21 protein-coding genes are annotated in these 19,652 nt (G+C 60.7%); 10 read left to right on the top strand and 11 right to left on the bottom strand.

The genetic code is table 11. The features are described from left to right. Window positions 1-101: 101 nt before the first annotated feature. Window positions 102-257, bottom strand: coding sequence for a DUF3309 family protein (locus BA190_RS35345; protein ID WP_082979822.1), 156 nt, complete (start codon window positions 255-257; stop codon window positions 102-104). A 226-nt stretch (window positions 258-483) separates the two neighbouring features. On the opposite strand from BA190_RS35345, the gene BA190_RS17480 reads away from it, so the two are divergent. Continuing rightward, window positions 484-759, top strand: a complete 276-nt coding sequence (locus BA190_RS17480; RefSeq protein WP_068290147.1) for a hypothetical protein — start codon at window positions 484-486, stop codon at window positions 757-759. Window positions 760-821: 62 nt separating this feature from the next. Continuing rightward, window positions 822-1,028, top strand: a complete 207-nt coding sequence (locus tag BA190_RS17475; RefSeq protein WP_068290145.1) for a CsbD family protein — start codon at window positions 822-824, stop codon at window positions 1,026-1,028. Between the two features lie 128 nt (window positions 1,029-1,156). Here BA190_RS17475 and BA190_RS35960 read toward each other — a convergent pair whose 3' ends face one another. After that, the gene (locus tag BA190_RS35960) at window positions 1,157-1,312 is read right to left on the bottom strand and encodes a hypothetical protein (protein ID WP_156771563.1); all 156 of its coding nucleotides are present in this window, start codon (window positions 1,310-1,312) and stop codon (window positions 1,157-1,159) included. Between the two features lie 40 nt (window positions 1,313-1,352). Next, a complete protein-coding gene (locus tag BA190_RS17470) occupies window positions 1,353-2,249 on the bottom strand; it encodes a DUF72 domain-containing protein (RefSeq protein WP_068290143.1) in 897 nt (298 codons plus the stop codon). A 199-nt stretch (window positions 2,250-2,448) separates the two neighbouring features. On the opposite strand from BA190_RS17470, the gene BA190_RS17465 reads away from it, so the two are divergent. Beyond that, window positions 2,449-2,952 (top strand): sigma-70 family RNA polymerase sigma factor, encoded by a 504-nt coding sequence (locus BA190_RS17465; RefSeq protein ID WP_068290141.1) that lies wholly within the window; start codon window positions 2,449-2,451, stop codon window positions 2,950-2,952. A 75-nt stretch (window positions 2,953-3,027) separates the two neighbouring features. Here BA190_RS17465 and BA190_RS36495 read toward each other — a convergent pair whose 3' ends face one another. Continuing rightward, window positions 3,028-3,273, bottom strand: a complete 246-nt coding sequence (locus BA190_RS36495; protein WP_068290139.1) for a DUF982 domain-containing protein — start codon at window positions 3,271-3,273, stop codon at window positions 3,028-3,030. 118 nt (window positions 3,274-3,391) lie between these two features. Between BA190_RS36495 and BA190_RS36490 the strand changes: the two genes are divergently transcribed. The 3 genes from BA190_RS36490 (at window position 3,392) to ligD (ending at window position 7,166) form a co-directional block, all read left to right on the top strand. After that, window positions 3,392-3,583 carry a hypothetical protein gene (locus tag BA190_RS36490; RefSeq protein WP_162275133.1) on the top strand — a complete coding sequence of 64 codons (192 nt, stop codon included), beginning with the start codon at window positions 3,392-3,394 and terminating at the stop codon, window positions 3,581-3,583. Window positions 3,584-3,742: 159 nt separating this feature from the next. After that, a complete protein-coding gene (locus tag BA190_RS17450) occupies window positions 3,743-4,627 on the top strand; it encodes a Ku protein (protein WP_068290135.1) in 885 nt (294 codons plus the stop codon). Between the two features lies 1 nt (window position 4,628). Next, a complete protein-coding gene (gene ligD / locus BA190_RS17445) occupies window positions 4,629-7,166 on the top strand; it encodes a DNA ligase D (protein ID WP_068290133.1) in 2,538 nt (845 codons plus the stop codon). A gap of 26 nt (window positions 7,167-7,192) precedes the next feature. Here ligD and BA190_RS17440 read toward each other — a convergent pair whose 3' ends face one another. Both BA190_RS17440 and BA190_RS17435 read right to left on the bottom strand, forming a co-directional pair. Beyond that, entirely contained in the window at window positions 7,193-7,984 is a 792-nt protein-coding gene (locus BA190_RS17440; RefSeq protein ID WP_068290131.1) for a Ku protein, read from the bottom strand. A 51-nt stretch (window positions 7,985-8,035) separates the two neighbouring features. Further along, the gene (locus BA190_RS17435; RefSeq protein ID WP_068290474.1) at window positions 8,036-8,431 is read right to left on the bottom strand and encodes an avidin/streptavidin family protein; all 396 of its coding nucleotides are present in this window, start codon (window positions 8,429-8,431) and stop codon (window positions 8,036-8,038) included. A gap of 277 nt (window positions 8,432-8,708) precedes the next feature. Here BA190_RS17435 and BA190_RS36485 point away from each other — a divergent pair, with 277 nt between their 5' ends. The 3 genes from BA190_RS36485 to BA190_RS17420 all read left to right on the top strand — a co-directional run bounded on the left by BA190_RS36485 (window position 8,709) and on the right by BA190_RS17420 (window position 12,744). Then, on the top strand, window positions 8,709-8,918 hold the full coding sequence (locus BA190_RS36485) for a DUF2171 domain-containing protein (protein WP_162275131.1): 210 nt from the start codon (window positions 8,709-8,711) through the stop codon (window positions 8,916-8,918). Between the two features lie 264 nt (window positions 8,919-9,182). Next, entirely contained in the window at window positions 9,183-9,845 is a 663-nt protein-coding gene (locus BA190_RS17425) for a hypothetical protein (protein ID WP_156771561.1), read from the top strand. A 613-nt stretch (window positions 9,846-10,458) separates the two neighbouring features. Further along, on the top strand, window positions 10,459-12,744 hold the full coding sequence (locus BA190_RS17420; protein ID WP_068290125.1) for a hypothetical protein: 2,286 nt from the start codon (window positions 10,459-10,461) through the stop codon (window positions 12,742-12,744). A 124-nt stretch (window positions 12,745-12,868) separates the two neighbouring features. On the opposite strand, the gene BA190_RS17415 is transcribed toward BA190_RS17420, so the two are convergent. From BA190_RS17415 to BA190_RS17395, 5 genes are all read right to left on the bottom strand, one after another. Beyond that, window positions 12,869-13,597: an SDR family oxidoreductase gene (locus BA190_RS17415; RefSeq protein WP_068290123.1), complete on the bottom strand. Its 729-nt coding sequence runs from the start codon at window positions 13,595-13,597 to the stop codon at window positions 12,869-12,871. 75 nt (window positions 13,598-13,672) lie between these two features. Continuing rightward, entirely contained in the window at window positions 13,673-14,761 is a 1,089-nt protein-coding gene (locus tag BA190_RS17410; protein ID WP_068290121.1) for an ABC transporter ATP-binding protein, read from the bottom strand. 3 nt (window positions 14,762-14,764) lie between these two features. Beyond that, a complete protein-coding gene (locus BA190_RS17405) occupies window positions 14,765-15,598 on the bottom strand; it encodes a carbohydrate ABC transporter permease (protein WP_068290119.1) in 834 nt (277 codons plus the stop codon). Next, the gene (locus BA190_RS17400) at window positions 15,595-16,536 is read right to left on the bottom strand and encodes a carbohydrate ABC transporter permease (protein ID WP_082979818.1); all 942 of its coding nucleotides are present in this window, start codon (window positions 16,534-16,536) and stop codon (window positions 15,595-15,597) included. Before BA190_RS17400 ends, BA190_RS17405 begins: the two co-directional genes overlap by 4 nt. Before the next feature lie 64 nt (window positions 16,537-16,600). Further along, window positions 16,601-17,884 carry an ABC transporter substrate-binding protein gene (locus tag BA190_RS17395; protein WP_068290115.1) on the bottom strand — a complete coding sequence of 428 codons (1,284 nt, stop codon included), beginning with the start codon at window positions 17,882-17,884 and terminating at the stop codon, window positions 16,601-16,603. A gap of 864 nt (window positions 17,885-18,748) precedes the next feature. Between BA190_RS17395 and BA190_RS17385 the strand changes: the two genes are divergently transcribed. Further along, window positions 18,749-19,624 carry a DeoR/GlpR family DNA-binding transcription regulator gene (locus BA190_RS17385; RefSeq protein ID WP_068290111.1) on the top strand — a complete coding sequence of 292 codons (876 nt, stop codon included), beginning with the start codon at window positions 18,749-18,751 and terminating at the stop codon, window positions 19,622-19,624. Window positions 19,625-19,652: the final 28 nt, after the last annotated feature.

Here is a 19,652-nt window from a genome sequence, read left to right as displayed (position 1 = left end):
GCGGCCGAGGCGGTCGACAGATCGGCTTCCGGGCAAGGCAATGCAGAAGAAGGCGGCACGAGACGCAAGCGGGCGCCGCCATCTTCCCAGCCTCGATAGCTTCATATTCGACCGAGTAGGACGAGTAGAAGCACAATGACGACGACAAGGCCAAGGCCGCCGCTGGGCCAATACCCCCAACCGGCGGAATAAGGCCATGTTGGCAAGGCGCCAACAAGCACAAGTATAAGTATGATGAGGAGAATTGTGTATAGCATGGAAATCTCCTTTATATTGGCGTCATATAACTCGTATGTGCCGATATCGGTTCCATGAATTTATTGGTTACTGATATATTTCTGATTTATGAATCAAAAATATTGAGGTGTCTCGATCGTCCCTGGTGAGGGTTGGCGAATGCCGACAACCGACGGTGGGCAAGGCTTGCCATAGGTCGATACCGGCTCAGCTCAGCCAGCGACTTTCCCGTTTGAGGAGGATGTCATGTCCGGTCTTCGTCTTCTGGCGTCGCTTGCAGCTGCGTTCACCATCGCCAAGCTGCTGGACGAAAATCGCCGTTTGCGGGCGGAACTGGAGGCTCGCATTGCTCGGGAACTGGCCCTGGATGGGAAGGCCAGGCGCGGATTGGGTGGGGAGCGCCACGCCGGAACCGAGGCGATGCGCTATCCTCCCCGGCATTGGGATGAGGTTGATGAGGCGGCGGATGAATCCTTTCCCGCCAGCGATCCTCCAGCCTTCAATACCCGCAGCACGACATAGCCGGGCGACAGAACATTTCGGCTCCTGGAGAGTTCGGTAGCGGTCTCAAACAGGAGGACGACATGGACTGGAACCGCGTGGAAGGAAACTGGAAGCAGCTCAAGGGACAGGTGAAGGAGCAGTGGGGCAAGCTTACCGACGATGACCTGGATGTCATCGCGGGTCGGCGCGACCAGCTCGAAGGCAAGCTCCAAGAGCGCTATGGGCTCACCAAGGACAGGGTTCGCTCAGAGATCGACTCCTGGTACGCCAGCCAGAAGTGGCAGTAAAACCACCGCCCCGGCTCGCCCTTCGTGTGAGCCGGGGCGTTCCATGTCCTGGGGTGGTGCCATGGGTAGTGAACGCGTCAATCCACGACATAGACGAAGCGCGTCCGTCCCCGTCTATCCCGGCACCATCAATAGCCACGCAGCGCATCGTAGCCATGCTCGCCTTCGAAGGCCTCGATTTCCTTGCTGGCCCGGCCGTGAGCTTCCTGAAGCGTTGCATAGCTTTTTTCACGCACGATCCGCTCGTTCGAGCCGGGGCCCAATTGTACGATATGAAATGTCATGGCCTGTTCCTTTCGGGTAGACGCGGCCCGGCTGGAGGCCTCAAGCCGCGGAAGTGAGGCGCCTGACCGGCTGCCCCAGCCGCTCCATCAAGGCCCGGGCGTCATGGGGCGCCTGCAACTTGTCGGTATTGTCGAAGAAGACGAAGACATCGCGCCGTCCTGATATGTCCCTGGCCGGCCCGATGAACCGGCTTTCGACTGGCTTCCTGCCCTGGGTCCATGCCTTGGCCCGCTTTGCCCAGAGATCGATCGCCTTGGCGCCGTAGGCACTGCGATAGAGTTCCTTCGATCCGTGCAGCCGGCAATAGGTGAGGTCCGAGGTAGCGTCCATGACGAGCGGCCAATCGACACTGTCAGCGCAGACCAGCGCCACATCGGCCTCGCGCAGCAGGGTGATGAAATCGCCGACGAGGAAGCTTTCATGCCTGATTTCGAGAGCATGCCGTATCGGCTGCTCGCCGGCGGTTTTCAGCCAGGGTTCGGTGCGAAGTTTGTCGTCATGCTGCCTGGCGATATGCAGGGCAGCGGTGGTGTTCCGAGGTAGTCGTCTCAGGAAGTCAGCGAGCAGATCCGCATCGAACCGGAAATTGGGCGGCAATTGCCAGAGGATCGGGCCCAGCTTGTGTCCTAGCCGCAAGACACCGGACGCGAAGAAGTTGGCGAGCGGCGCCGAAATATCGCGCAGCCGCTTGACATGGGTGATGAAGCGGGGGGCCTTGACGGCGAAGGTGAAATCCACCGGGGTCTGGTCGAACCATCGCCCGAAGGTCGCCGGGCTCTGCAGACGATAGAAAGTGCTGTTGACCTCGATCGTCCGGAACATGGTGCTGGCGTAGGCAAGTTCGTCCTTGTGCGGCAGTCCTTGTGGATAGAAGTCGCCGCGCCAGGGCGGATAGGCCCAGCCCGATATGCCGATGCGAATATCTGCGTGGCGCATGCAGCCTCCGTTGACGGACACAGCTGGTGTCGACCAAACCTGCATCGGCCCATGCTGTTCCAGACTGCCGATGAAGAGGGGAGATTCATCACGAAGTTCGACCCGGCGACGGAACAACCACCGTTATCTTCGCGTTGACCCAGGACATCCCATCATTTCAGCCGTCAAACGAAGGGGATTTCCTTTGCAGGATAATCACGTGACCGAGAATGCTGAGCGGGCCGACATCGTAAAGCTGATCCCAGCCTTGCGGGCCTTTGCGCGCACCTTCTGTCAGGAACCCGCCGATGCCGACGACCTGGTTCAGGAAACGCTTCTCAAGGCTCTCGCCAATATCGATCAGTTCGAACCGGGAACCCGTTTGAAGTCCTGGCTCTTCACGATCATGCGCAACAGCTATTGCACGAAGGCCAAGAAGCGGAGCCGCGAAGTGCTGCGTGGTGACGACACGCTGTTCGACAGTGCTGCGATGCCGGGCGAACAGGAATGGAATGTCAGGATCGGCGAGGTCGGCCGGGCGTTCCAGAGCCTGCCCGACAAATATAAGGAGATCATCGCCCTGATCGTGGTTCTGGGAGAATCCTACGAAAGCGCGGCGGGGATTTGTGGCTGTGCCGTAGGCACGGTCAAGAGCAGGCTCAACCGGGCGAGGGCCCGCCTGAGCTGTGAAATGGGCGAGGATGACTACAGACAGGCGAGCTAACTGCGGCCGCCATGCGTTTTGCTTGCCGCAGCAGGACCGCTCCGCCTGCTGCGGGCGAAGAAATGAGTCCTCCCCTCAAGGCACGACGTCGATTTCGGCTTCCTTGCAAGCCTCGAGGAAGGCGGCCCGGGCATCGTCGGGGCCTCCGATACCTGCCAGAACATCCAGGCAGGTACGCTGGGCTTCGATGAACTTCGGTCCGATGTCGGCAGGCCAGTCGTTCTGCAGATAGTAGGATGCCTCTTCCGTCGAAGTCAGGATCCTGATGTCTCCGCCCTCGGTTCCAAACTGGACCGGGCGGCTCCAGGGCTGGGTGTCCATATCATATCTCCTGCTCAACAACCCGAGCGGGATCGGATGGTTCCTGCACGGCCGGAACAGGAACGTATCGTCCGGAAAGAAGTTGGGGGCGCAGGCAGATCGAGAGAAGGAGGCTGACATGACCCCCACGGTCGAAAAGGACAATGTCCAGCCGGCACCGCCCGATGGGCGAGAGACGCAGAACATCACGACCGATACCGTTCGGCAGGGGCCGGCGGGATGGCGGGTTCTCTACGTCCTGATCCTGGGAATGGCAGGTGCGGCCCTGGCCTGTTTCGTTGCCTACATGATCTGGACATATGTCCGATAGGCAGGCCCCTTGGCTTCGTCGCAGGGGGCTGCCTTTGGCGTTGATGCCGACATCGATGGCCTGCCGGAACAATAGCGCCGACGCCCGGTTTGAGAAACGGTCGCGGGCACCGGCTCAAGGCTTCTCGCGACGTTCATCGTCGAGACCGGAGGCGGATCCATGGCACCACGAGCGAACTGGAAGGGGTTCTTGAAAATCGCCGAGGTCACGTGTCCGGTTGCGCTCCATACGGCCGCATCGGCCTCCGATCGCATCGTGTTCCACATGCTCAACCGTGCAACCGGCCATCGCGTCCATCGCATCTTCATCGATGGCGAGACCGGCAAGACCGTGCCCCGGGAGGAACAGGTCAAGGGCTATGAGACCGCGCCTGGGGACTATGTCGTGCTGGAGCCCGAGGAAGTCGCCTCGGCCGTACCGGAAAGCGACAAGACGCTCGCGGTCGACGCGTTCATCCGATGCCGGGAGATCGATGATATCTATTTCGACAATCCCTATTATCTCGCCCCTGCCAATAGCGAGGCTGCGGAAGTCTATGCCGTGATCCGCGACGGCATGAGGGACAGCCAGGTCGCGGCGCTGGCCAGAACCGTGTTGTTTCGGCGGGTTCGGACGGTGTTGATCCGGGCGCAGGGACCAGGCCTGACCGCGACCACGCTCAATTTCGATTATGAGGTGCGTGCGGCCGAAGAGGTCTTCGACGAGGTTCCGGACCTCACCATCAAAGGCGAGATGCTGGATCTGGCCGAGCATATCATTCGAACCAAGTCGGGCCGGTTCGATCCATCGAAATTCGAGGATCGCTATGAAGAGGCTCTCGCCGACCTGGTCAAGGCCAAGATCGAGGGAAAACCGGTTCCTATCCGCAGGGAGCCCGTGCGCGAGAAGGTGGTCGATCTGATGGCCGTGTTGCGGGAGAGCGCCGGGCTGGTAGGGGGCAAAACGGAGCAGCGGTCCTCGGCGCCGGCCAAGGTCGCCCGCAAGACCGCAGCGCGCAAGACGCGTGCGAGCAGGACCCGCACCGCTCGGCGCAAGGCGAGCTGACATGGGCGCGCTCGAGCCCTATCACCACAAACGCGATTTCAAGGTGACGCCCGAACCGAAGGGACGCGCCGGGCGCAGGCGCGGCAACAGCTTCGTGATCCAGAAGCACGACGCCAGGCGGCTGCATTATGATTTTCGGCTCGAAATGGACGGCGTGCTCAAGAGCTGGGCGGTAACCCGGGGTCCCAGCCTGGTTCCCGGCGAAAAGCGCCTTGCCGTGCATGTCGAGGACCATCCGCTCGACTATGGAGATTTCGAGGGAACCATCCCCAAGGGGGAATATGGCGGCGGCACGGTGATCGTCTGGGATCGCGGGACCTGGCAGCCTATCGGGGATCCGCATCGGGGCTATGACAAGGGGCATCTCGAATTCGAGCTGAAGGGCGAGAAACTCACTGGCCACTGGCATCTGATCCGCATGCGCGGCAAGCCGCGTGAAAAGCGCGAGAACTGGCTACTGATCAAGGGTGATGACGAGGCCGCTCGCCCGCCGGACGCTCCCGACATCCTCGAGGAACGGCCGGAATCGGTAAAGACGGGCCGCCAGGTTGCAGAGGTCGCTGGCGAAGAGCCGGGCTGGTCGTCGAGGACCGGCAGGATCGCGCCCAAACGCAGGCGAGCTCAGCCATCGGAGGGGCGACAGGAGCCTGGCGCGATCTCCGATCCGGCCTCGATCAAGGGCGCCAGGAAGGCGCCGATGCCGGATTTCGTCGAGCCGACACTCGCGACGCTGGTCGCCAAGGCGCCGGCAGGTTCCGATTGGATCCACGAGATCAAATTCGATGGCTACCGCCTCCAGGCGCGCATCGAGGCAAAGCGAGTGAAGCTTCTGACCCGCAGCGGGCTCGATTGGACCGAAAAGTTCGGCGAACCGGTGGGCGCGGCGTTGCAGGCCTTGCCGGCAGGTTCGGCACTCCTCGACGGCGAACTGGTGGTCGAGACAGGCACGGGCGCTTCGGATTTTTCCACCCTTCAGGCGGATCTGAGCGAAGGCCGCTCTGACCGCTTTGTCTATTACGGCTTCGATCTCCTCTATCTCGACGGCTATGATCTCAGGACCCTGCCGCTCATTCGGCGCAAGGCGCTCCTGCAGCAATTGCTGGCTCAGGCCGCAAAGGAAATTCGCTTTTCCGATCATTTCGAGGAAAGCGGTGCCATGGTCCTGCGTCATGCCTGCCGGTTGAGCCTCGAAGGCGTCGTCTCCAAGCTTCGCTCCGCCCCCTACCAGTCGGGGCGCGGCCGGAGTTGGGTGAAGTCCAAATGCTCGGCGCGGCAGGAGTTCGTGGTCGGCGGCTATGTCCCGTCCACTACGTCCCGAATGGCGATCGGATCGCTCGTCCTCGGCGTCTATCAGGGCGACGAGCTGGAGCCGGTCGGCCGTGTCGGCACCGGTTTCACCCGTTCGGTCGCCGAAGACCTGTTCCGGCGGCTGGAGGGCATGCGTATCAAGCAAAGCCCGTTCGGCCGGCCGCTCACGGCCGAGGAAGGCCGGCAGGTGCGCTTCACGCGTCCGGAATTGGTGGCCGAGGTGGAGTTCCGGGCCTGGACGGCCGATCGTCATCTGCGCCATGCTGCCTTTCGCGGTCTTCGTGAGGACAAGCCGGCGAGAGAGGTCGTCAGGGAGACCAGGAAAAAGGCAGGAACCATGGCTGCAGCACCGCGCCGTACCGTGAAGCTCACCCATCCGGACCGGCTCTATTGGCCCCAGCAAGGCGTGACGAAGGAAGGACTCGCCGATTATTACGCCGAGGTGTGGCGCGTCATGGCGCCCTTCGTCGTCGGCCGGCCGCTCGCCCTGTTGCGCTGCCCTGATGGCATCGACGGGCCGCGCTTCTTCCAGAAGCATGCCTGGAAGGGTGTGAACGAACACATCCTTCAGGTGAGCGATCCCAAGGACCGGGATGGCGAGCCCCTGATCGCGATCGAGGATCTCGACGGCCTGATCGGCTTGGTCCAGGCGGCCGTCCTGGAGATCCACCCCTGGGGATCGACGCTCGCCGACTGGGAGCGGCCGGACATGATCACCATGGATCTCGATCCGGGCGATGATGTCGCCTGGAGCGAGGTGATCGCAGCGGCTGAACAGGTGAAGGAGCGCCTCGAACAAGCCGGGCTTGCCGCCTTCGTGAAGACATCGGGCGGCAAGGGGCTGCATGTGGTCGCTCCCCTCAAGCCGAAAGCCAGTTGGCCGAAGATCAAGGCCTTCGCCAAGGCCCTTGCCGACGCCATGGCCGCCGACAGTCCGGATCGTTTCGTCTCGACCATCACCAAGGCCAAGCGCCATGGCAAGATCCTGATCGATTATCTGCGCAACCAGCGCGGCGCCACGGCGGTTGCGCCCTATTCGACGCGGGCGCGGCCCGGTGCCGCCGTCTCCATGCCGATTGCCTGGGAGGAACTGGCGCCGGCGATAGGCCCTGCCTATTTCACGGTGACGAACACGCCGACGCGCCTATCGGCGCTTGCCGCTGATCCCTGGGCGCATTTCCGCGAGGCGGCCGTGCCATTCGAGGCCCGCGCGGCGCGCAAGGCAGCCTGACCAGGCGAGCGCCATACCTGCTGGAATCAGTGCCGTGCCTCGCGCGCCAGGCTCTTGCGCAGGGCATCCATGATACTGACGACTTTGCCGGGCTCCTCGCTCTTGCGCCGGGCCGCGGGCCGACGCCGTCCTTTCTTCTTGGCGGCGATAATCTCGAGAAGGCGCTCCTGCACGGGGTCGCGGACCATGTTCCGGTTCCAGGGTCTGGTGCGCCCGTCGATCAGTTTTTGCATGAGTTGCATCGTGGGGCGATCAGGGCTGATATCGCCGAACTCGCCGAAATAGGCGTGGGGGTCACGGACCTCGTCACCGAAACGCAGTGTCCATACGACGATGCCCTTGCCACGTGGCTCCAGCATCACCGCGCGTTCGCGCCGATACATCACCAGGCGGGCGATCCCGACCATCTTCGTGGTGACCATGGCGTCGCGAATGACCGCGAAAGCCTCTTCGCCGACGGGATCGTCCGGCGTCAGATAATGCGGCTTGTCCAGCCAGATCCATTCGATGTCGTCATGCGGGGTGAAGAGGTCGATGTCGATGGTGCGGGTGCTCTCCAGGGCGACTGCTTCGATCTCCTCGTCATCGAGCATGACATAATCGTCCTCGCCGCGCTGATAGCCCTTGATCTCGTCCTCCTCGTCGACGCGCTTGCCGGTGACCGCATCGACATATTGGCTGACGATGCGATTGCCGGTTGCCCGGTTGAGCGTGTGGAAACGGACCTTCTCGCTTTCCGAGGTCGCCGGCGTCAACGCCACAGGGCAGGTGACCAGCGAGAGCTTGAGGTAACCTTTCCAGAACGGACGAGAAACCATGGGGCTTTCTCCTGAAGGCGGGCACATTCATGCCAGGACGCCTGTTTTTTCCTACATTCTGTCCCGACCGATCTTCACGTCGGGCTCATCCTGGGCCTCCCGAAGGAAGGTATCGGCGTTCGTCGTCACGGCATGCGGCCAGGGGCGCTCGGCGATGCGGGCGTCCGGATCGAGCCGGCCGTCGGAGATGACGTGCCAGACCGTGTGGAGGCGGTCGTCGCGCAACAATCCGCTATAGGAACACAACAGGTCCCCGCCCGCGGTTGAAGACGTAAAGGCAAAGCTGATGCAATGTCCCAGATGAATGCCGCAGACCGCGATTTCGGTACCGTAGAAACCGCTATCGAGCAGTGCCGTCTTGAAAGTGCCGGTGACCTGGCCATCCCCGTCCTCGGTAATGGTGAGGATCGAGCCATACTGGTTTTTCCATTTTCCTACCCAGCTCATGCCATCCTCCATATTGGCCCTTCCGCTGCCGCCGGCGCAGTCCCGCTGAGAGCAGAGCGCCATGCCGGCGGGATGGCGTGCGTTCGGCACGCCTGCGAAAAATCTCTCCTGAAGGAGAACCAGACTGGACAAGGATTGTTTCATGCTGCCTCCGGGCGGGCATCGACGGGCCAGCCAATGTCTTCGGTCCGCGATACTGAAGGAACTTCGCATCTGCCCGGTGGTTAGGGGCTCGTTTTTAACGCGAGCGCACCCAATGATGGATATCCGAGAGAATATGGAAGTCGTCGATGCCAATGACCAACATGTCGGTATCGTCGAAAAGGTGGAAGGCACCTCGATCAAGTTGAGCAGCCATGAAATGCTGGATCCCCGGAAGCCCTTTCTCGACATGTCTCAAGTTTCCGCCGTCGATGGCAACAAGGTGAAGTTGCGGCAGAAGGTGTCGGCTGTTTCGACGCGAGCTTTCCTGTCTTCCGAGGGATAGATGCTCAAAGGGGCGAGGCGTCAAGTGAAGCCCTTTGCTTTCCGCGAGCGACGGGAGGTCGCGAGAGGCTCCCATGGTATTTTCAGTGCCTCCGACGGCGCATGGTGAAGCTGTTTCTCCTCGCGACAGCCGAGATGTTCTCAATTGTTCGTCTGCGACATATCATTCGCAGGTGCATCGGGCGGTGCCAGCACTCGGGACCGCTCGAGCAAGACCATAGGAGCCGGCCGATGCCGAGCATGCGAATTTTACAGGATGCTTGACATGGGCCCTATGCCTCGCCTGCGAACCACTGGCTTGCGGCAATTCCTTGAGCTTGAGCAGCAGCGCGAATGGATAGAGGGCAGAATCGACTTGCCGGACACAGCCGATCGCTCGGAGTCCCTGGAGCATCGATTCAAATATGCTGCGCGCTTTGCAAAGCTGCTTTGCCGTCCCCAGGCAAAGGAAGTGCTGGAGATTCTCAGGCTATACGGTCCAAACTGTATTCCGATCCTGCGCAAGACCGAGCGTTACTACTGGTCGGTTTCCTGTCTGCCGTCGACCTCTGACAAACCGCTGATACGCGTCAATGCGAGCTGGATGGAGCTTTTTACGCTCTATGCCCAGGGCGAGGACGTCCGCGCCAGATTCATCGTGCATCTTTCGGATTTCACCAAAGATCGTTCCGCCACGCCGAGCCAGGTGGACGAACCCTTGCTCGAGCAAAGCGTCGCGGCGCCGGAGGACGTCAGTTATTTCTTCCCGCGTGGCGCGGACATGTTCGGCATCAATGTGCGCAGCTCCGCCTCGATACGCCAGTTTCTCGCGAACAGCCGCGTCTTGCGCGCCATTCGGGCGTTCAACCTGACGCACATGAACCGGGGTCGGAACGCCTACCAGGCGAGCCATTGCTACAGCGTGGCGGATTACATGCTGGCAGATTGAGAGGCTGTGAAGGGCGCGCCGACCTGGCGAACGCCGCAGCGCCGCATGTCGAGAAGTCGAAACGACAACGAAGCCATTTTTGTGCTTGGCCGTCTTGCCTGAACGACGATGCCAAGTTCGGCTGGTATGCGGCCGCATGTCGGTCCAGGACGATCAGAAAAGCATGGGGCAATGAAGTGGGACGCGTCTGCAGATTCGGCTCCGCTTCTTGGAGATGCATGATTTTGGAGATGCATGATTTCAGTATCGAACTCGCTGCCCCTGTCCAGGCCCGTGGGATCTTGCGGGAAAATTTAGGGCACGATCTCAGTTTTCGTGTCGCTTCACCAATTGAAGAACTTATTATCTGCAGTAGTTCGTAGTGATAAATCTGAATGCCGATGCAATCATACCCCTTTGGGTAATAGTCAGCTGAAGATTTATTGGGAATGTTGCTGCTCATCCACCGCGATGCAGCGCGTGGATTTTGTCAGCGGCCGGCACAGCCATGACCGGTCCTGATCTCCAATAATCTGTCGACAGCCGCCGGGGGCATTGAGGTGACTCCGTTGGACGGTGCGGTGCGGCAAACTCTCGCCCACTCAACCTCCCTCCCGGCCATGAGGAGCAAGAAATGGGCTACGTTCCTGTGATAGTCGGCGACCAGGTCGAGGTCTCCGGCGGCAATATTCCGGTCGGGACCACCCTGACCGAAGGTCAATGGGTCATCAGCACGGCCAATACCTACCTGCTGACCATGCAGACGGATGGCAATCTCGTGCTGTACCAGGTAATCGGCACACCTCCGGAGAGCGGGGGGAGCTTTACCGGCTTCGCGCTGTGGTGGACCGGCACCGACGCCAATGGCGGCAAGACCTTCTCCGTCCAGATGGACGGTAACCTGGTTGTCTATGACGGTGACGGTTCCCCGGTCTGGTCGTCCGGCACGGTCGGTCTCCCAGCGGCAAATCTGACTGTGCAGAACGACGGCAACCTGGTGCTCTACTCCGCGCAGCTCACGGCGCTATGGGCAACGTATACGAATGACAGCCAGGTCTGGCCCAAGTCGAATTGGAGCTACATCCAGTATAGTCTGTCCGAGCAAGGGCAGGCGCCCCTGGTCCTTACCGCAGGCAGCGGCGGCCTGACGCTTACCCCGGCGCAGACGGCGGCGCCTTCGCAGATGTGGCAGTTCACCCCTGACGGGCGCTTGCTCAGCGGCTTGCTGGGAGGCGAGGTGCTGACCCAGCAGACCGCCAGCGACGGCTCGGCCAGCCTGGTCCTCGCCACCCAGACCATGCCCCCTGCGGGCGCGCAGATCTGGGTCTTCAGCAGCGCGCTGGAGGCTGCTTCCATCACGGCCCTGGATTCAGGCCTGGTCCTCGGCGTCGGCAGCGACTGCACATCAGTGCAACTGCAATCGCTTACTGGTGCGGATGCGCGGCAATGGTTCCTGATGCCGGCCAATCCGCTGCAGGCGGTCATCGCGCTGCCCCCGGCAAACCCGTCCTTTCCGGCTTTCACGACGGAGCAGCAACAAGTCTATGCCGTGATCAACCAGCGGCTGAACCTTGCGCCTTCGACCTTGCGGGAGCAGTACACCAATTTGAATGCTGCCATCGGCAGCTATCAAACCAGCGTACTCGGGATGAGATTCGACTCCTTCGACCCTGACGTCTGGAAGCCGGTTGTCGAGCAGCTCAATCGTGAGATGACGGCTGTCATCGTCGTGCACAACCTGTTCAACAATTATAGCACCTTCCACAACGCTCTCTTTGCGGATCAGAGCGACCTGCTGTCCGAACTCACGGCCCTGGCCGGTTTCGAGACCGGGGACGATCAGACCACGGGGGTCTGGGGCGTCATCATCAATATCCTCTCCTCGATCGTGTACACCGTGCTCTCGGCGGACCCGGCAACCGCGGTGGCGGCCAATATCATCCAAAGCGCGGTGAATGTTGCCCTGGCAGCGAGCGATGTCGGTACGCAAAGCATTACCGCAAGCCCGTTCCAGGTCACCGCCGCCCAACTTGCGGGCCAGCTCAGCGATTCCCTCGAAACCCTGCTGACGACGGTCGGGGATATGGCAACCACGATCCTCACCGATTGGACCAAGCTCCAGGCGACGGCCAAATTGGGCATATCGTTTGCCCCAAATGGGCTGGCGTGGCCGCCCCTCACGACTGCGGAACTCGTCAAGCAGGCCAAGCCGAGCTACGTCGCCTCGGTGATGCAGATGCTGTTGCAGGCCAAATTCCGCATCTATCAATACTCGACGAGCAATGCGAGCGGATCGGGCTTTGCCAGCCAGTATGATGATGCTCCGAGCTACGGCAAATACGCATCGTCCCAGCCCGATGGAAGCAGCGTTTGCTATTGGATCGCCGACGCGAACGACTATGGCACTTATCCGTCCAGCCAGGCCATGGATGTCATCTGGGGCGCAGGCGTGCCGCAAAACGACTTCTTCGCCGGCAATAATGGCTGGGGGCTGCCTAAGGCCGTCTACGAACCGGCCGGCGCCCCGCCCTTCGACATCCTGGCGGTGGCGATCACCAACCTCACGCCCAACATGCTGACGATCACGGCCGACTGCACGGAAGGTTCTCTGCTCTCCCCGGCCAACACCGTACTGGCGCCATACAGTACCGTGTTGCTGCTGGGACAGTGCCTCAGCAATCTCAAGGGGCAGGCAATCACCTTCACGCTTTATGATCCGTCCGCCGGCCCGACTGCGGGCGATTTCGTCGCCCAGTTTTCGACGCACCAGCATCCCGGCGGCATCGTCGTCGGCGATGTCTGGGCCGATGGCCTGAATCAGGCCGGCAACTACACCCTGACCGCGCCGGTTTGCTACGAGGGGTCCATGGGCCAGACCTATTCCGGCTCCGTGCAGATTGCGGTGGCCCGGACCTGCTGACGGAATTCAGGCAAGGCTGGCGATGGAATTAAGATGAGTGCGGGGAACAGTGTCACGTTGGCAAGATTTCGACGTGGCCGTGGCGTGGCTGGCCCTCGCGCTCATTTGTACGGTCTCTTTCACCCTATCTGCAGGTATAGCCGCCATCGATGGGTAGCGAGACGCCGGTGATCATCGATGCCGCATCGCTCAGCAGGAATACGATGGGGGCAGCAATCTCGTCCTCCGTTGCCCAGCGGCCCAGTGGCATGTTCTTCAGGAAGGGTTCGGCGACGTGGGGCTGGCTCCAATGTCCTGAAGATATCGGCGTCATGACCACGGTTGGGTTCACGCTGTTGACGCGAATATTGTATTTGCCGAGCTCGAGCGCCGAGACACGCGTGATGTTGTCGAGCGCTGCTTTGGATGAGCCATAGGAGATGTGACCGTCGAGAGCCACCAGGGCCGCCTGGCTGGAAACGTTGACGATCGCGCCGCCTTTGCCGAGCCGAACCATCGACTGCGTGGCATATTTGGTGACGATCAGGGCCCCACGGGCGTTGATGCTGATCACCTTGTCGAAAATAGCGATATCGGTGTCCATCGGGGTGGCGATCTCCCCGCCGAAGCCGCCGCAATTCACGACGCCCCACAGGTCGAGCCCTTCCAGCGCGTTTCGGATCTCCTCTTCGGATGCAAGATCGAACGCCAGGGTGCGGCAGCCTGTTTCCTCCGCGATGGCGTCCAGCGCACTTTGCGAACGTCCGCTCGCGATGACCTTGGCATTGGCCTTGACGAGATGGCGTACAGTGGCGCCTCCGATGCCACCGCTGCCGCCCGTGACCAGAATGGTGCGCCCGTTGAAGTCGGTCATTTGTCGTCTCCTTTGCAAGTCTTTGTGGTGTCCGAGGTGTCTGCGCGGTGTCATAGGCAGCCCGAAGCCGGTTCGTCAGTTCGCCTGCGAAACGCGCAGGCCTTCCGCGTTGAACAAATGGCAGGCCTGCCTGGGGAAGGACAAAGCAACCTGGTCCCCCGCCCGGGCGCGCCGGCCGGCACTGTCGCGGATAACCAGGGCTTCGTCGTTGCAACGCAGATGAATGAAAGTGTCGCTGCCCAACATCTCGACCATGTGGGCCTGGCCGACGTAATCGGCAGGTCCCCCGTCGAGGGAATAGGTCACATGCTCCGGTCTGATGCCCAGGGTAACCGCATCTCCGGGTTTCAGCCCCGTGGCGAGGGGAACGCGCATATGAGCCCCGATTTCCAACCCAATGGATAGGTGTCCGCCGTCGACGGTTTCGACCCTGCCTTTCAGCAGGTTCATGGCAGGTGAGCCGATGAAACCCGCGACGAAGAGATTGGCTGGCTTCTCATAGAGCTCCAGCGGCGGGCCCACCTGTTCGATGCGGCCGGCATTCATCACCACGATGCGGTCAGCCAAAGTCATGGCCTCGACCTGGTCATGGGTGACGTAGATCATGGTGGATGCGAGTTCGGCCTTGAGCCGGGCGATCTCGAGCCGCATGCCGACACGCAACGCCGCATCGAGGTTCGACAGGGGCTCGTCCAGGAGGAAGAGCTTGGGCTTGCGCGTAATCGCCCGCCCTATCGCCACGCGCTGGCGCTGGCCCCCTGAGAGCTCCCGTGGCCGGCGGCGAAGATAGGTGGACAGGCGCAATTTGTCGGCCACCGTCGCGACCCGTTCCGAGATCTCGCTGCGCGGCGTGCGGGCGATTTCCAACCCGAAGCCGATGTTCCGGCTGACATCCATGTGCGGGTAGAGTGCGTAGGACTGGAAGACCATCGCCACGCCGCGCTCCGTCGGCTCGGCCGCACTCATATCGGTACCGTCGATGAGGATCCGGCCCGAGGAGATCGGCTCGAGCCCGGCAATGATCCGCAACAGGGTTGACTTCCCGCAGCCCGAGGGCCCGACGAGCACGCAGAACTCCCCATCGGGTATGGTCAGCGAAAGCTCCGGTATGACCGAGTAGTTTCCGAACCGCTTGGTAATGTTGTCGATCGATAGCGTGGCCATGCCTCAGCCTTTCACCGCGCCGGCCAGCAGACCTCGGACAAAGGCTCTCTGTACCAGCACGTAGAGGAAGATCAGGGGAAGAGCGATCAAGGTGAGGATCGCGAACAAGGCGCCCGGATTGGCCATGTAGAGGCCGGAATACTGCATTGGAACGATGGTAAGCGTTTTCATTTCGGCCTTGGTCAGAACGATCAGGGCCAGGAAGAATTCGTTCCAGGTCACGATGAATTGCCAGATGGTCACGAAGACCAGGGCCGGGCGCACCAGCGGCAGGGCAACGTGCCAATAGGTCTGCCAGGGAGTGCACCCGTCAATGCGCGCCGCTTCGAAGAGCTCCTGCGGCGAATCCTCCATGAAGGCCTTGAGGATCACCATCGCAAAAGGCACGCCAAGCGCGGCATAGGGCATGATCAGGCCGATATAGGTGTTGATCCAGCCGAAATTCTTCAGAAGGATGGCGAGGGGCAGAACCAGCGAGGCGAGGGGTACCATCAGCGTGGTCAAGAGAGCCGTATAGATGAAAAGCGTCCCCCTCAGGCGCAGCACAGCACAGGCGAAAGCAAAGAGCGAAGAGATCGCCACGACGATCGCCACGGTCGCGACCGTGACGATAAGGCTGTTCAGGAAGATCCTGCTGAGAGGATTGTCCCGGATCACCGTCACGAAATTGTCGAAGGTGACGGGCCAGGTGATGAGAGACGCATCGAAGGCCTGGGCCGGGGTCCGCAATCCGATCGAGAGCATGTAGATCTGCGGAACCATCCAGAGCGCCAGCACGATGAACAGCACGAGGTGGATGATGAACGAGCGGACCTGGTTTCGCGTGAGGCTGGTCATGATCCTTCCTTCGACGCTGGCGTGAGGCGGGTGCCGAGGAGAACGATCTGGATCAGCGAAAGCGCCAGGGCGAGCAGCAGGACGACAACCGAGAGCGCCGCTCCGCCTCCGCTGTCGTTGAGGATGAAGCTCTGCTTGAAAATATAGGTGCCGAAGACTTCGCTTGCGTGGTTGGGCCCGCCGCCGGTCATCAGATGGACGATCGGGAAGGTCTGTAGCGTACCGATGATGCCGAGCAACAACAGCGACTTGGTCGCCGGCGCGAGCATCGGTATCACGACATTCACGGCCAGACGCCAGCCGGTGGCGCCGTCGATACGGGCCGCATCGAGGATTTCGCTCGGCATGTTCGCAATGCCGGCGATGTACATCAGCATCGAAAATCCGGTCCATTGCCAGATATTCACGATGATGAGGGCATAGATCGCCGTCTTGGCATCGCCGATGGGCGAGGTCGACATCACGATTCCGACATGCTTCAGATATTCCTGGGCAATGCCGTAGTAAGGCGCGTAGATCTGGACCCAGACGAGGCTGACGACGGAAACCGATGTCACCACGGGCAGGAAGAACATCGTGCGGAAAAAGCCGCGCAAACGATGGGTATGGCGTTCGATGAAATAGGCGAGCAAGCCGCCAATCACCATCTGCACCGGGATGGTGATCACGGCCCAGAGCGTCATGTTGCGCACCACCACCCAGAATGTCGGGTCGCGCAGTACGCCGATGTAGTTTGCCGACAGGCTCAGCGAGGGTGCGCCAGCCGCATCCTTGGTATAGAAACTCTGGCCGAGAACCCAGAGGATCGGATAGGCGATGAAGACGATGAACAACGCCACTGCCGGGATCACGAAGCCGTAGCGACCCAGAGCTCTCCTCGAGGAGGAATATTTCGTCGTCGCGATCGCATGTCCAGCCATCCCGGTTCCTACTGCCATGTCTTCTTCTCCGGGAAGGACCGGGTGCACCGCACCCGGCCCCCTCAGCTGTTGACTTGCCGGGTTACTTGCCGAGCGCCTTGTCCGTCGCGGCTTGCACGGAGGCCAATGCCGCCTCCGGCTGCACACTGCCATCCGCAACGCCGGCGAGCGCATTGTCCAAAGCCTCGGCGACGGCGGGCGAGGCAAAACGCTGGTTCTCGGCCTTTGGCAGATCGGCCATGAACCGGGCCGACATCTGCTTGACGTGATCGGTGATGTCGCCCTTGGGTTCATGCCCCTCGAAAGCCGGCAGGTCGTTGAGATCGTTCAACGCCTGCTGCAGGCCGACGCCATTGGTCAGCTCGGAGAGGAAGGTCCAGGCCTCGGGATTCTTCGCGCCGTTCTTCGTCAGGCCATAGCCGATGTCGATGCCCCCGATCGGCGGGCTTGCGGAGCCGCCGTCCTTGACAGGCGGGAGATAGAAATAGTCGAAGCCATCCATGTTCTGGACATATTCGGAAAGCGGCGGCGGAAACTTGCTTTCCTGCATCCACCACGAACCCAGTGCCATCATCCCGACGCGGCCCTGTGCGAACAACTGGGCACCGGTGGGATAGGCATGCGCGCCCAGGGCACCCTGCTGGAAGATGCCGTCGTCGAACAGGCCCTTCCAGGCCTTCATCGCGGAGACCAGTTCAGGTGCCGACCAGGGCATCTGGCCAGCCTGGGCCTTGTCGACGATCCCCGGTGAGAATTGATTGGCGAGCATCAGGAATACGTTCTCGTTCTGCCAGCCGTCGGCAGCTCCCTGGAACATCGGGATGTAGCCACCATCGGTGAGGGCCTTCGAAGCTGCCTTCAGATCGGCATATGTCTTGGGAACTGAGATCTTGAGTTTTTCAAAGAGTTTTCTGTTGTACCAAATGCAAAGAACCTGTGATTCCTGGGGTACGATGTAGGTGTTGTTGTCTCCCGCCGGATTTCCCATCTGCATCTGCTTGCGATTGACAGAGAACACCTTGTCCTTCCAGTCCTTGCCCCATGTCTTTGCTGCGAGTTCGTCGACCGGGGCCAGATTGTCGCGGTATTGCTGGGTCAGGGAGCCCGGCTGCAGGCCAATGACGTCAGGCAGGCTGTTGGAGGCCGCAGCCGCCTTGAGCGCCGTTATGTATTCTGGTGAGTAATTATAGTAGGTATAGGTTATCTTGACACCGGGATGTGCCTTCTCGAAGGCATCTATGGACTTTTGCATGGTGCTCTGGATGAACCAGGACCATACCGTGACTTCCTTTTGCTGTGCAAACGCCGACACCGTCGACAAGGCAAGCACAAGCATGCTTGTGCCAAGAAATGCTCTGCGTCGCATAACGTCTCCTCCTCCTGGATATTTTTATGTTTATGGTGCGCACGCGCTGCGCTGTATTTGCGCGTAAACCTCCCTCGCTATGGTCGTATCAAGACAAGGGAGCGAGGGCGCTGCAGTGCCGGTGCTTGGTCGAACACTCGGTCCGGCCCAGTCTCACGCATGGCCTGATCAACTGGCCTCTTAGGATTGCAGGCGAATGCCTCTTGTTCGGCCAGCCATTCCAAGCCCGATTGAGAGACTGGGATGATGTCGACGATGTCTCGCGCGTCCGCGCCGACATCGCGGTCCTTGTTGCAGCCAGCGCGGTGATTTGCCGGTTTCTGATCGAGTCTGGTTGACACCGGATGGACCTCGTTGGAGGGCATTGCTCTGGCTTGCTCGTCATAAAAGCAAAATTCCAAACTCTGTCAATCTCTATCTAATTAGCGCAGAAAGATTGAGCGAGCTTCGCGCCCGAGCTATTGAATGCGGCCACATCCTTCAATGTTTTCCGGTGGTTTGGAGCAAAATTTAATGAATTCGCCGATGCCTCGCTCTCTCCAGAGTCAATTCGGCTTCGGAGCTATCTCCATTTTTGACTATGTGTTTTTTGCCCATCTTCAGAAAATCATGATCAAATAGCGATAAAAAGCATGCGCGTCGGATCAAATGACCCAGATTATTGCGTTTCCGCCAAAGACGGCGATATCGTAGACGAGAGTTCGATTGCCCAGTTGATCGATAATGATAGAAATTGAAGGATCGAGCGCAGTGACCGGATCTGGTCTGATCGTAGATTGCAGGTACGTGATCTGATGGTGGCAGCGACAAGCACGCATGCCTGCGCGCTTGTCGGAAGGCGGCAGGAATAACCAAGGTAGAGCCATGGAATCAGCGACCAAACGAGTGGACATGGTTCCTGCAAAGCGCAGGGCGATCATTCTGGAGCATTTGCGGGCGAATGGTGCAGCCAGCGTACAGGAATTGGCTGATGCGACGGGCGGATCCCAATCAACCGCACGGCGCGATCTCGAATATTTGATGGAAAAGGGTTACCTTGAGAGAACCCATGGCGGCGCCCATCTGGTTCAGCCGGCGCGAGCAACCTTCGAGCGCGAGAATTCACTCAATGCTCAGCTGCAACGCGCCGAGAAGTTGGCAATCGGGCGGGAGGCTGCATCGCGGCTGAGCGCCGGACACAGCGTCATCCTGGACAGTTCCTCGACGGTGATGGAGGCTGTGCGGGCTGCGGCCGAGCGTGACCTACCGCTGACGATCGTGACAAATAGCCTCGAAATCGCGGATTTCGCCGCTGACATCAGGTCCTGGCGGACGATCATGCCTGGCGGAAGCATTCGCGCCGGCTACAGGCACCTTGCCGGAGAGCCAGGGGAGAGCTTCATTCGCACGCTGCACGCCGATCTTTGTCTCATGGGGGCATCGGCCGTCACCGGCACCCTCTTGACCGAGGCGTCATTGGAAGTGGCGTCGTTGAAGCGCGCCATGATTGCCTCGGCGGGGCGCAAGATCCTGCTCGTGGACAGCTCCAAATTTACCTCGCCGAGCTTCTGCACTCTTTGCGAAGTTTCGGAGATCGACGAAATCATCACCGATGACGCGGTTGGCGATGAAGCCCTGGCGCCGCTGCGCACAGCCGAGAAACCGGTAACGCTGGTACCGGTGCAACGCTTGGACGGCAGGCCCCTTCGTCGCGCCGGCGGTGTGATGAGCGAAGCGATGGCAGCGCCAACTTTTCGGTAGAGAACGTCCGAGAAGAGGGCCTCTCCAT

It is taken from the genome of Labrys sp. WJW, from assembly GCF_001676615.1.
GTDB classification, from domain to species: domain Bacteria; phylum Pseudomonadota; class Alphaproteobacteria; order Rhizobiales; family Labraceae; genus Labrys; species Labrys sedimenti.
This window is presented reverse-complemented; position numbering and strand designations above follow the sequence as displayed.